The following is a 13,776-nucleotide window of genomic DNA, read 5'->3' on the forward strand; positions in this document are numbered from 1 at the left end:
TTAGGAATAAAAATGATTTATTAATTCATCTATTTATAAAATCATTCAATAATCAATGACTTAATATTCATAAATTCTTTGATTCCTACCTCAGATAATTCTCTTCCGTATCCAGATTTTTTTATTCCTCCGAAAGGAATTCTAGAATCAGATCGAACCAAAGAATTGACAAAAACATTTCCTGCTTCAATTCTTCTAGCTAAAGCATACGCCCGCTCTCTGTCTTCTGTCCAAATTGCCGAGGCTAAACCATATCTATGATTATTTGCAATAGCAATGGCATCATTTTCATCTTTGGCTCTAATAATAGTTGCCAATGGACCAAAAGTCTCTTCCTTAAAAGCAATATTATTGGCATCTACAAAATCAATTAGAGTAGGCTGAAAATTGCAATGATCACGCTCCCCTCCAACTACCATCTTAGCTCCTTGTTTTAAAGAATTCCCTAGTTGATTACTTAACTTCTCAGCCAAATCAATTCTAGCCAAAGGTCCCATATCAATTCCACTCTGTAACGGATTCCCTTGCTGTAAAACAGTTATTTTATTAGCAAAAAGTGTAGCAAATTCATCGGCTACTTTTTCAGTAACGATAAACCGCTTTGCACAAATACAGGCCTGTCCCGCATTTAGCATCCTAGATTTTGTAGCCACTGTAGTCGCTTTTTCCAAGTCGGCATCATCCAAAACTATAAAAGCATCTGATCCTCCCAATTCCATTACGGATTTTTTGATATATTTTCCAGCCAATGCAGCAACCGAAGAACCTGCCATTTCACTTCCTGTCAAAGTAATTCCAGAAACAATATCAGAAGCAACTACACTTTCTACTTGTAAAATATCAATGTTTATTTGCTGGAAAACACCTTCTGGAAAACCAGCCTCCATAAACATCTTTTCGATGGCTTTGGCACAACCAACAACGTTTGGCGCATGCTTTAAAAGAGTAACATTCCCCGCCATAATTGCCGGTGCCGCATAGCGCAACACTTGCCAGAAAGGATAATTCCAAGGCATAATAGCAAACACAGCTCCCATTGGATCATAAACTGACATACTCTTGAAAGGTGTGTCGTAATATCGATCTTTAAGCATTTGCTCAGCATTTTCGGCATAGTAATCACAATTAGTTGCTGATTTTTCAACCTCAGCGATTGCTTCTGGAAGAATTTTACCCATTTCATTGGTAATAACCAATCCTAATTCATTTTTATTAGCCCTCAATATACCTGCCAATTTTCTCATTCTATCGGCTCTTTCCTGAAAAGTAGTAGTGCGCCAGTTCTTGAAAGCCAATGCTGATAATTGCATTTTTTGATTCAATTGGACATTTGTCAAAACTTCATGCTCTGCAATAACAGATTGCGTAAATGGATTTATAGATTTAAATAATTTAACTGTATTATTCATTTTGTTTACTTAATAATTTTACAAATCCAAAATAAGGTCATACCCTTTTATAAACCTTCATAGACATATTGGTTTAGTATCAAAAATACCTTCCAAACATATATTTGGTTCCTATTAGTTCATTCAAATTTAATTAATCATTTACACTAAAATATAATTACTTTACTTTAACGCCAATAGTCAAGCTTGTTTCTAACATATCAATTTTTAGCCAATCAAAAACATCATTTTTATATCTAAAAAATATTATTCAATTCAAATGACTTTTATTAAAAATCAGACTTCAACCAAATCACCAAACTTTTTGCTTATTTAGGATTAATTGCTAAACCATTTCCAGAATATTTTAGATTTAGATTTTCAGAAAAATAAATTTGCAAAAATAAAATTTGCAAATAGAGATTGGAAACTAAACCTCAATATCCACAAAGTAAAGTTTTTTTTTTGTAAATTTATTTCTCCAACCACTAAAAACCAATCCTTTATGATACGAAAAGCTACTACTCAAGACTTGGATCAATTGACGAATCTCTTTGATCAATATGCTGTTTTCTATAAAAACCCATCCAATTACGAAAAGCATTATGCATATCTAAAGGAGCGATTAGAAAATAATGAAGCTACCATTTTTGTAGCTTCAGATGAAACTAATGAAGATAAACTTATCGGTTTTGCTCTAATTTATGTAACTTTTTCTTCATTGGCACTCAATAGAATCCTAATTCTAAATGACTTATTTGTGGACTCTTCTGCCCGAAAAAAAGGAATAGGGGAAAAATTAATTTTACAAACTGTTGAATTAGCTAAAGAGTTAGGTGCTCATGACATACGATTAAGAACTGCAAAAAATAACACTGTCGCTCAAGGATTGTATCATAAAATGGGTTTTATAAGGGAGGATTTTCTATATAGTTATGACCTTGCAGTTAACTAATCACAAATTGCGAAATAAAAACAAGAAAGAAGATTTCGTATTGAAATTCTCTTTCTTGTTTGGGAATAAAATCCAATTTAACTAATGGATTTATTTTGAAATACTTGATTAATTAATTCGAATATTTTTTCTTTATTAAGAGGTTTAGTAATATAACCCGAAAAACCGGCCTTCATGATACTTTCCTCCACTTCAGAAGAAGAATGTGCCGTTTGGGCTATTACTATTCGATACGGATTGTCTTTTTTTATTATTTCAAAAGCTTCGTAACCGTCCATTACAGGCATTTTTATATCCATAAAAATTAAATCAATATTTGAGTCTGCCGCACTAATATCAACAACTTCCTGTCCATTTTTAGCTCTTAAAACAATGTGGTTTTTCTTTTCTAATATTGTTTTTAGCAGCAGAAAATTTATATTATCATCTTCAGCAACCAAAATAGTCTTGCTTTCAGATTCATTATATGCAATTTCTGGCACGCTATCATTTTCATCATAAGTCGTTTCATCATAATACAATGGAATAGTGAATTTAAAAACTGATCCGCCACCAAAAACTGATTCTACGGTAATTTCTCCACCGAGCATTTCTACATAGGCTTTGGAAATTGACAATCCCAATCCTAAACCGCTGAGCGAAATAGAATAATCATCTTCAACTCTTCTGAAGCGGTCAAAAATGACTTTTAAGTCTTTTTCACCAATTCCAATCCCAGTATCTTCAACCCTGAATTCTAAAAATTTTTTATTCGGACTAATGCTATACCCAAACGCAACATGACCATTATCTGTGAATTTTATGGCATTAGTCAATAAATTAACGATAACTTGTTTTAACTTAATTTCGTCGGTCAAAACATCATTCGGTAATTTAACGTTATTTACCAGTTGGTAGAACTTTATGTTTTTATCATCCGGTATTGTAACTTTCAGTGTATTATACAATTCGTTTAAACATTTTTCAATGTTCAATCCTTTAAATTTTGGCGCAATTTGTTTAGCATCAATTTTGGACATCTCGATCAAATCTTCAATAATAGACACTAGACTTTTGCCGCTGGTATTTATGATTTTCAGATACTTCTTTTTGAAAGTATCACTTAATTTATCATCCATCAATAAATCCGAAAAGCCAATAATAGCATTCATGGGAGTTCTGATTTCATGTGATAAATTGGCCAAGAAAGTTGATTTGAGTTTATCACTTTCTTCAGCTTTTTCTTTTGATTTTTCCAATTGGTATCGGTTCTTCCTATGATCTTCAAACAGATTACCAATATAACCAAATTCACCAGGCTCTTTTTTCAAGAGACTAATAGAAATTTCACGATCACTTTCCAAAATAGTAGTAATTAATTTCAAAGGTTTATAAACCCATTTTCTGGAATAATGAACTGCCGCAATAAGACTAATTAGAGTTACAATTACTATAATCAACAGCAGCTCTTTGGTTTTTTCAAAATTGAGATGTGAAGGTCTTTCAAACAATAATTTGGCAACTACCATATTATCTGCATTTCTCAATTTTATTACAGAAGTCACCTTTTTGTTCCCAATGGTATCCATATCTACTTTATCCAAAAGCTGAATTTTGGAGCTGCAGATATCTTCTAAATTTTTAAAATATTGCGGATCCAATAAACGAGCCATAAACATGTAACCTGACGGCTTCGATTTTACTTTTTTAGGATCATTTGAAGCATGAATGGTTCCACCAAATATTTCGACAACTCCTTCAGGAACTCTCATATAAAACCGAGAAAATTTGGTTTTATATAGATGCATCATTGCTTCATTGGGAATAAAATCTATGGATTTAAAATTAGGTTTTGAAGTATTGGCGATAAATTTTTTATCTAAATTATAAATTCCAATATAATCCACTTCGTAAGTAGGAAATTCATTTACTATATATCTATTAAACCAGGAGATATCTTTTGACTTTGTGAAATTGACCAAAGCATCCCAATAGGTAAGATCATTTATAGTAACAATTTGTGTCTTTGAATTAAAGTCAAATAACCGATTCACCTCCGTTCTATACTGATCTGAATTAACTTTAAAAACGTCCTTTTCTTGTTGAACAGTGTATAAATAAAGAGATGTAAACAGCAATAAAAATAGCGAGCAAATCCCAATGATCAACAATACCAATTTAGAATAAGTCGTTAATTTTAATGCTAACTTCATTTAGTCAAAGGAATTATATAAAAATAGAGTTGCAATATACTGTTTTATTTTACAACACAAAAAAAATCCAACACGTTGAAGAGTTGGATTTTTGAGTTTGACAAACTAATTCTTACTGTTGTATTTTCTTAGAAATTCTCGCGTTTTCAAGCCTGATTCTTTAAGATCTTCCTCCTTCCAATTCCCTTCTGAGCTTGCAGATTTTTTTAACATGGAGCAAGTTTCGTCTTTATCCGAAATAGACCAAGTGATCCAACTTAATTTTCTAGCTTCCATCCAATCGATGTATTCCTGCCATGCGATATAGTTCATTGGCCCATCACCTGATGCTTCCATCCCTGCAGATTCGGAGACAAAAATTGGCAAACCACTTTTGATTGCCTCGTCAGTTCTATCCCTAAGTTCTTTTTGATGAATTGCTGCATAAAAATGCATAGTGTACATTAAATTATCATATCCTTTTATGGGATCTGCCGCTGGTAAATTAACATCCTGATCCCATCTTGGACTTCCCACCAAAATAATATTATCGGAATCGTTTGCACGAATTACCTTGATTACCTCTTCGGCGTAAGCCTTAACTTCTGGCCAAGTTTCGTAGTCCGGCTCATTAAAAACCTCGTAAATTACATTTGGATACTTTCCGTATTTCTTGGAAATCTCATCAAAATATTCTTTAGCTTCTTTCAAGTTAATATTATGACTGTGCCAATCGATAATTACATAAATATCAGATTTGATGGCTCCTTTTATTACGGCATCTATTTTTTCTTTGGAAAATTGAGGTTCCTCTATATAAGGATGCGCTCCTATTTCGATGCCCATTGCAGCCCGAACAATATTACAATTGAAATCTTTTTTTAACCAATCAACTACTTTTTCATTATAAAATCTTGGCCAGATGCTATGCCAACCAAGACTTACTCCTCTTAAAACAATTGGATTTTGGTCTTTATCTACCAATTGAGTTCCTTTCACACTAAGCTGTCCGTGCTTTTTGACGAATTGCGCATTTGCTATGCTGCAACTTAATGCAAGCAAAAACAAGATAGTTTTAGATTTGAAGCTCATATAATTCTGAATTAAGGAATCAGTCTTAGTGTAATTACATCATGAGAAGCAATATCAGCAATGAAATTCTTTTTGGTAGTACCCGCTTCTTTGTTTTTCCAAAGGTCTTTAATTTTGAAGGCCCCTTTATTAAAATCAGCTTCAAAGCCAAAATCAGCATCTTTGATTGGATTTTTTTTCCAATCGTAGTTGATTTTTTTAGGTGCGTCAGATCTATTCAAAAAGGTAATTGCCCAATTTCCATCGGATAAAGGTTTTACCCAAACTTCCAATCCATCTTCGGAAGAAAGTTTAAATCCTTGAATCCCTAATTTATCCTGATTTACTGCAATTAGTGCTTTATTGGTTAAAATAGCCAAGGTTTCTTTTGACATTTTTCTGAAATCATTTCCAGCAATTAAAGGGGAAGCCATCATGCACCACATTGCAAAATGGGTCTTGTCCTCGGTATTGGTCATTCCATCGCCCACTTCCATCATATCAAAATCGTTCCAATGGTCTGGCCCTGAAAATTTACGGATGTCTTTGCGCATTTCTGCAATTTTCATAAATCCCCATGACGACCAATTTCCCTCTTCGTGGTGGAACTCACAATCGAAGCAAGGATAAATATCTCCTGAAATTCTCCAAAGGTTTCCTATTGGTTTTCCCCAATCCCATGGTTTATTATCGCCCCATTCGCAAAGGCTGAAAACAATAGGTCTTCCGGCTGTTTTAAGTGCGTTACTCATCGTGGCATACGCTTCTGGAGCATTGATTCCTGCTGTGTTACACCAATCGTATTTCAAGAAATCAATTCCTAAACTGGCATAAAAACGAGCGTCTTGATATTCATAGCCACGTGTTCCTGGATATCCGGCGCACGTATGGGTTCCGGCGCAATTGTACAAACCGAATTTTAGTCCTTTGGAATGCACATATTCAATTAAAGATTTCATTCCGCTTGGGAATTTTATTGGATCTGGAACTAGATTTCCATTGGCATCGCGCTCCTTCGTCATCCAACCGTCATCGAGTACAATATAATTGTAGCCTGCAGCTACCATCCCTGATGAAACCATAATATCTGCAGTTTCTTTGACTAATTTTTCATCGATGTTGGTTTCGAAAGTGTTCCAGGAATTCCAACCCATTGGCGGTGTCATTGCAAGGCCTTCGAATTTTCCAGTTCCTTGTTTGTAGATATTTCCTTGTGAGAAACCTTGAATTGTTATACTGCTTAAAAGTAAGAAGAGAAGTAATTTTTTCATTTTTATTTTTTTTTATTTTTTCTTTGTTATTGATTTTTTTAATGTTAGAACGCTGATTTTTTAAAATCAAATGCCTTGTTCTACAGGATTTGCGTGAGGGATGGTAGTGGAGCTCTTTTTATCACTGGCTTTTTTGCCAGTGATAAAAAAGCGGGAACGTACAGCCCGACCCTTGTGATCACGCCCCAAAATACTTTTATAGTTTTGTTGCATTTATTTTTATTTCGGCTTTTTTAAGTCCGTTACTGGTTGCTGTCAATGTTATTTCGCCCGTTTCACCTGTCGATTGCAAAATGACTTGTGCCAAACCGCTAAACAGCGTTCGCTTCCATGTTGGCGCCGGCGTGAGGATTTGGATAGTCCCTGGATTAGTGTTGACAGTTCCCCATTTGTATTTATAAATCAAAGTAACGGCTACGATTGCGATGGTGTTTTTGCCAGCGCGGAGATTGGTTTTGTCCAGTACGAAAGTGTCTCCTTTTTTGTTTTCGGGGATGGCATTTGCAATTAATTTTCCGTTGATAAAAATGGACTGCGATTGCCCAATGCTGTTATAAAACAGATTGATTTTAGTTTCCTTGAAGTTTTCGGGCAAATCAAAATCTGTTCGATAGACAACGGTTTTTGCCTTCTTGCCAAAGATAGTGTCGCGACTGTCTTTGAAAGCTGTATCCCAATTGGAAACATCGAGATTATCCACTGTTTCAGCGGTTTCAAAAAAAGACTTTATTATTTTCTCTTTTAGTTTCGAAATATTGATAACCGTGTTGTTTTCCAAAAATTGGTCGGGTTCCACAGAAGTTGGTTTCCCGTTTCCAACGCCGATTATTTTTCCGGGACCCGAAATGGTAAAGGCAATTTCGTTTTCGGAAGTAGGCACCTGTAAGCCCGATTTGTCTTTGGTATCGACAGTAATCATGGCGATATCTACATTATTTGCCTTCACTGTTTTTACATTGGATTGTAAACCAACGGCAACGGCATCTGAAGTGGTTTTTACGGTTTCAGTCATGAACTTCTTACCGTTTTTATATCCAATAGCTTCTAAAGTTCCCGGTTGATAATTGACTTTCCATTCTAAATGACCATTTTTTTCCATAGACTTTTTCCCTAGACTTTTTTTGTTTAGAAAAAGCTCCACTTCATCACAATTGCTGTACGCCCAAACATCTATAGGCTTTCCTTCTTTGCCTTTCCAGTTCCAATGTGGCAACAGGTGTAAAACGGGTTCATTTCCCCACCAAGATTTTAAATACCAAGCGTCGTCTTTGTAAAAACCGCATTGATCCAACATCCCAAAATAAGAGCCTGTTGCTGGCCAAACATACGGAGTGGGTTCACCACGGTAATCAAAGCCTGTCCAAATAAACATTCCTGCCAAATAATCTCTGGAATCGTAATGTTTCCAACCTTGCTCAATACTATGCGCATTAGCCGATTGCGGAAAATCATAAGCCGGTTTGTATTGTTTTTCATTGTCTTCAAAATAAATGCCTCGAGTTGCAAAAGTTGAGCCTTCCTCGGTTCCCCAACTGGCTAGATTCGGAAATTCCCGATGGTGTTTGTCGGTGGTTTCCTTGCCTCCGTGCTTAATATAATTGTAGCCAACTATATCCACGGCCGTAGCGATACCGTTATCCCAATTACCGCTTATACCGGCCGTTATTCCCCTCGTGGTGTCGATAGTCTTTGCAAAATCCTGCATGGTTCTGGCCATTCGAGCCCCAATAATATTACCTTCTACTCCCCATTCTTCATTTGCAATGGACCAACTTATGATAGACGGATGGTTTCGGTCACGAAGCATCATTCGTTTTAATTCACCCAACTGAACATTTGTGATTCCCATCAATCGAGTTTCGTCTATTACCACCATCCCTAAACGATCGCAGGCATCCAATAGTTCCGGTGTTGGTGGATTGTGTGAGCAGCGATAGGCATTGGATCCAAATGATTTTAAAGTTGCAATTCTAAAATTCTGCAGACCATCTGGCATTGCAACTCCAACCCCAGCGTGATCTTGATGATTGTTCGTTCCTTTTATTTTAAGATGTTTTCCGTTCAAGAAGAATCCTTCGTTGGCATCAAAACGAAGCGTCCGGATTCCAAAAGTGGTAGTTTGGGTATCGACTAATGCGGTTCCTGCATAGATGTTGGTCACCATTTTATGCAAATACGGATTATCAACCGACCACAATATTGGATTAGCGACAGTTAATTCTGCACTGAATTCTTTGGTTTCCATTGGTCTCAAATTCAGATTGTCGATAGTTGCCATAGCGATAGATTTTCCGGCACTGTCGTAAACGGTATGGACGATTTTGAAATCTTGATTTTTACTTCCTTCGTTAATTACCGAAACTTTTGAAGTGAGTTCGGCATTATTTTTATTGAGTTTGATTGTACTTACAAAAGTTCCATCGGCGGGTACATGCAAGGGGCTAGTTTTGTTCAGCCAAACGTGGCGGTATATTCCGGCACCTTCATAAAACCAACCTTCTTCCATCATCGCATCTACCCGAACGGCGATTGTGTTTTCGCCTCCATAATTGACATAATCGGTAACATCATACTCAAATCCCAAATAACCAGATGGATTGTTTCCCAGATAATGCCCGTTGAACCAAACTGTTGCGTTGCGAAAAACGCCATCAAAAGCGATGTGGATTCTGCGCCCCAAATCTCCCTCGGGAATTGTTATTTTTTTTCGATACCAACCAATGCTGGCTTCTGGAAATGTCCTTCCAACATTCTTGAACCCATGACTGTAACTCGCCTTTTCACTAAATCCTTGCTCCACTGCCCAATCGTGCGGTAAATCCAATTTTCGCCAAGAACGGTCATCAAAATCTGAAGCAGCAGCTCCGTCTCCGTAAGTGGTTTTGGCTAAATAAGAGAAATATCCAGTTCCTGTATTAAAATCTTTGGCAGCATCAAAGGGATGACCAAAAGCAAATTTCCAATTTTGATCTATCGAAATATGCTCTCTATTTTCGCTATTTGAGGTCGATTGAGAGAAAACGGAAAGACAACAACTAAAGGATATAAGTAATAAAAATGGTATTATATTGGAATTTTTCATTTTATAATATTTAACAAACTAATGAATAGTTCAACTCACAAGGATAGTTAATAGATTCAACATATTGTGATACTTTTTTTTCAAAATGTGCTTAAAAAAGGGCAAAAGTGAAAAGTCATAAACTCTACTTAAAAAAATATCCCCTAATTTTTCGATTAGGGGATATCTTAAACTAACTCAAATAAACAAAAACCAATTTATTTTAATACAAATCCTATATCGTCAATATAGAATGTATTTTCAACACCGTTCCCTGCTGCATCTTTAGACATATTTTGGAATGATATATTTTGTACGTGATCTGCATTTCCTAATGCTGACCATGGAATAACGAAAGTTGTCCATCCTGTACCAACAGTTAACATATTTCTTTCAGACCAATCTCCATTAAAAATAAACTTAAGCGTTCCAGGATTATCAGCTCTTACAGCAATTCTGATTCCGCTGTAATCTGCTATTTGATCATACCAAGACCAATCTCCTTGTAAATTGTCCCAAGCGGCCATTTTCTTTTTGATATGAACTAATCCTTGTTCTGATCCTTCAGACTCATAGGTATGATTATTCCAAGTCGGAAAAGTAAAACCATAATAAGCTACATCATCAAAAATTGCAGTTCCAACAGCATAAGTAGAAGTTGCCGTTCCTGAAATATTGGTTACAGAAATATATTTTTTGTTTGAACCAGCCGGTAACTTCACTTTAATTTCAGTTAAAGTAGAAGAAATTACAGGCACGGTCTCTGTCCCAACTTTAACAATTGGGTTTAAAAAATAATTCCCATAAATTGTGATTTCATCACCATCTGCAGCATTAATCGGATTAAAACTTCCGAAAGTTGGTGATGGAGGAGATATCACAAAATCGTAAACTATTGTTCCTAATTTTGTAACAACTTTTAATTTACTACTCGCATCCGCATAAGGTGTTTTTTCATCAATTAATACAAATATTTCTGTATCTGTAACTAATGTCGGATTAAAATAAGTGTCAAAATCATTGAAGTAAATTTTCTCGACAGTCGTAAATCCCGAACCTCTAATAATATAGTAATTTTTTGGATCACCTTGTGTAACGGGAACTAAATCTCCTGGTTCGGCTTTCGCTACGCTAGTAATTGCTAACGTCCCTGAACCTGAATCGGAATTATCGTCACTACAGGAAGAAAAAACACCCAGTACCAAAAGGGCCATTGAAACAATGGACAATAGGTATTTTATTTTTATATTTTTCATAATATCAATTTTAAAGAATTATTTAAAGGTATATGGAACTGGTGCATCCAATAATTTTGGATTCTTTGCCACCTCATTATCTGGGTAGTCCATATAAAAATCATTTGTTGCATGATCCTCGCTATATACTGGAGTATAGTAACGTGCTCCGTATCTATCCCCTCTATTTTGTGCTGACATAATTGCGATTGCTTTTGCTTTGTCGATACGTCCTAAATCGAACCAATAGTCCCCTTCGAAACACAATTCTTTTCTTCTTTCAAGAAAAATATTATCAAAAGTTACAGTTGTCAAATTGCTTAACCCAGCTCTTCTCCTAACAGCATTGATTGATTTCAAAGCTCCTGCATCAGAAGTGCTTCCTCCACCGGCCAAAACTGCTTCGGCATGAATTAATAACAACTCGGCATAACGCATTATATATGTGTTATTATCCATCATTGCCCAACCATCAGCTGGACCTGTAGAAGCACCGTTTACAACACCGATACAATATTTTTTGATTGCCCCACCTGATCCTTGTGCTAAATCCTTATCCGCAGGAACTGTAAAACCAATTCCTTCAGTTGTTTTCATGTTTGGATAAGTATCTCCTGCTACCATGATAGTTTCATGTTTTCTTTTATCTGTAGCACCATATAAAGTAAAAATCTCTTGAGCTGGTCCAAAAACCCCTGCATACGATGCATTTGAAGTAGACAAATCTCCGTCTTTAAACCCAAATTGTGTGTTACAGTTATTAGCAGAACCATAAGCTCCGTCACCTTTCCATTGAATAGCAAAAATAGATTCTTCGTTATTATTGTTTGCATAAGTAAACAAATCGGCAAAACTTTTTGCTGGTAATTCGTCACCACCTAACAACTTAAATTCACCACTATTAATAACTTCCTCAGCCATTGCTCTAGCATTAGCATAATCCTTTTTATACAAATATACTTTGGCTAACATTGCTTTTGCAGAACCTTTAGATACGTGTCCGTTACTTGCATAATTGGCACCTCTAGTTTTAGCAACCAATAAATCAGCCGCTTTTAAGTAATCACTAGTTATCAATTTATATATGTCATCAACTGTATTCGTATTTACATAAGGATTGCTTGTAAAATCCAAAGGATTTTCAATGATTGGCACTGGCCCCCAAAGTCTTACTAAATCAAAATAAGCAGTAGCTCTCATGAAGTAAGCTTCACCAATTGCATTGTCCAATACATTTTTATCTACATCTGGCCCAACTCTACCTGCCAAAAAGTTGATAATCATATTAGCTTGTTGCACATTGGCCCATAATGCTGACCAACCGTTTACTAATTCAGGATCACTTCCATTCAAAGCAAAAGTTCTTAATCCACTAACATCAGGCGATCCTGAGTACATGTTTCCTGAACCTACTTCGATAGCCCACCAAAATTTATTATACATCTGAAACCAAGTTCTACTGTACATTCCATTGGTTGCTGAACTTACTTGATCATTTGTGCTGTAATAAGAGTCCAAACTTATCCCATCTTCTGAAGGTCTATTCGTAAAATCTTCCTGACACGACCCAAACACGAGGAACGTTACTGCTACGAGCAGCAAACTATATCTATTTAAAAACAATTTCTTTTTCATTTTATCTTTTTTTAAAATTCTACGTTAAGTCCAATTGTAAATGTTCTGGCTACTGGGTATCTTCCATTATCAATTCCTGACAAAAGCACATTCTGATTAAATGAACCAATCTCTGGATCATAACCTGAATAATCAGTAAACGTAAGCAAGTTTTGAGCTGTACCGTATAATCTTAATCTTGTTACTTTAAATTTAGAAATAACGTCAGAAGGCAAAGAATACCCTAGTGTAACGTTTTGAATTCTGATGTAAGAACCATCTTCAACATAACGATCCGAAATCAATAAGTTATTATTTGCTGCATCCGCGATTGGTCTCGGGTTATTACTTGCTGTATTAGTATCAGAATAATAATCCATAGCATCCACAAGTTGATTGTCATATAAAGATGCGTTTGTTGTTCCGGCTCTTTTCGTCAAATTCATTACATCATTACCGTAAGAACCTTGTAAGAATATAGAACAATCAAAGTTTTTATACTTGAAATTATTTGTAAATCCAAAAGTCAAATCTGGGTGAGGATTACCAATAAATGTTTTATCATTTGCATCTATTTTACCATCTCCATTAACATCTTTGTATTTTACATCACCTAAAGAAGTCTCTCCTGCTCCTGTTCCAACTGGCTGACCAAACTGAATTGGAGCACTGTTTAAAGTTGCCTGATCTTTAAATATCCCTTCTGCAACGTAACCATAGAACATCCCGATAGGATTACCAATTGTTGTATTGGTAACAACAACAGGTTGATATCCATTTGTATTAACCTCTTGCGTTAAAATAATTCCATTGGCAATTTCATCTAAATTATTTTTGTAATGTGATACAACCAAAGAAGTATCCCAATTAAAGTTACCTGAAGATTTAAGATTATATCCTACTGTAATATCATATCCTTTATTACTCATTGTACCCAAATTAGAGTATGGTGCAGAAACCCCTCCATATTGTGATCCTCCTCCTGTTAAGTATAGAGGCAATGGCACTTG

General features: G+C 35.5%; 8 protein-coding genes and 1 pseudogene. 1 reads left to right on the forward strand and 8 read right to left on the reverse strand.

What is annotated here, in order from left to right; genetic code table 11:
• Window positions 1-41: 41 nt before the first annotated feature.
• Window positions 42-1,409, reverse strand: coding sequence for an NAD-dependent succinate-semialdehyde dehydrogenase (locus VFS71_RS00180; RefSeq protein WP_326398640.1), 1,368 nt, complete (start codon window positions 1,407-1,409; stop codon window positions 42-44).
• Between the two features lie 484 nt (window positions 1,410-1,893).
• On the opposite strand from VFS71_RS00180, the gene VFS71_RS00185 reads away from it, so the two are divergent.
• Window positions 1,894-2,343: a GNAT family N-acetyltransferase gene (locus tag VFS71_RS00185; RefSeq protein ID WP_116797576.1), complete on the forward strand. Its 450-nt coding sequence runs from the start codon at window positions 1,894-1,896 to the stop codon at window positions 2,341-2,343.
• Window positions 2,344-2,420: 77 nt separating this feature from the next.
• On the opposite strand, the gene VFS71_RS00190 is transcribed toward VFS71_RS00185, so the two are convergent.
• From VFS71_RS00190 to VFS71_RS00220, 7 genes and pseudogenes are all read right to left on the reverse strand, one after another.
• Complete coding sequence (locus VFS71_RS00190) at window positions 2,421-4,535, reverse strand: ATP-binding protein (protein WP_326398641.1); 2,115 nt, start codon at window positions 4,533-4,535, stop codon at window positions 2,421-2,423.
• A 105-nt stretch (window positions 4,536-4,640) separates the two neighbouring features.
• Window positions 4,641-5,606 carry a glycoside hydrolase family 5 protein gene (locus VFS71_RS00195; protein WP_326398643.1) on the reverse strand — a complete coding sequence of 322 codons (966 nt, stop codon included), beginning with the start codon at window positions 5,604-5,606 and terminating at the stop codon, window positions 4,641-4,643.
• 11 nt (window positions 5,607-5,617) lie between these two features.
• On the reverse strand, window positions 5,618-6,856 hold the full coding sequence (locus tag VFS71_RS00200) for a glycoside hydrolase family 27 protein (protein ID WP_326398644.1): 1,239 nt from the start codon (window positions 6,854-6,856) through the stop codon (window positions 5,618-5,620).
• Window positions 6,857-7,052: 196 nt separating this feature from the next.
• Window positions 7,053-9,938 carry a beta-galactosidase GalA gene (gene galA, locus VFS71_RS00205; protein ID WP_326398646.1) on the reverse strand — a complete coding sequence of 962 codons (2,886 nt, stop codon included), beginning with the start codon at window positions 9,936-9,938 and terminating at the stop codon, window positions 7,053-7,055.
• Between the two features lie 197 nt (window positions 9,939-10,135).
• Window positions 10,136-11,173, reverse strand: a complete 1,038-nt coding sequence (locus VFS71_RS00210; protein WP_326398647.1) for an IPT/TIG domain-containing protein — start codon at window positions 11,171-11,173, stop codon at window positions 10,136-10,138.
• A gap of 18 nt (window positions 11,174-11,191) precedes the next feature.
• Window positions 11,192-12,787, reverse strand: coding sequence for a RagB/SusD family nutrient uptake outer membrane protein (locus VFS71_RS00215; protein ID WP_326398648.1), 1,596 nt, complete (start codon window positions 12,785-12,787; stop codon window positions 11,192-11,194).
• Window positions 12,788-12,798: 11 nt separating this feature from the next.
• Window positions 12,799-13,776: pseudogene (locus VFS71_RS00220) on the reverse strand (SusC/RagA family protein); the annotation flags it as partial.

This window comes from Flavobacterium sp. (assembly GCF_035760125.1).
GTDB lineage: Bacteria > Bacteroidota > Bacteroidia > Flavobacteriales > Flavobacteriaceae > Flavobacterium.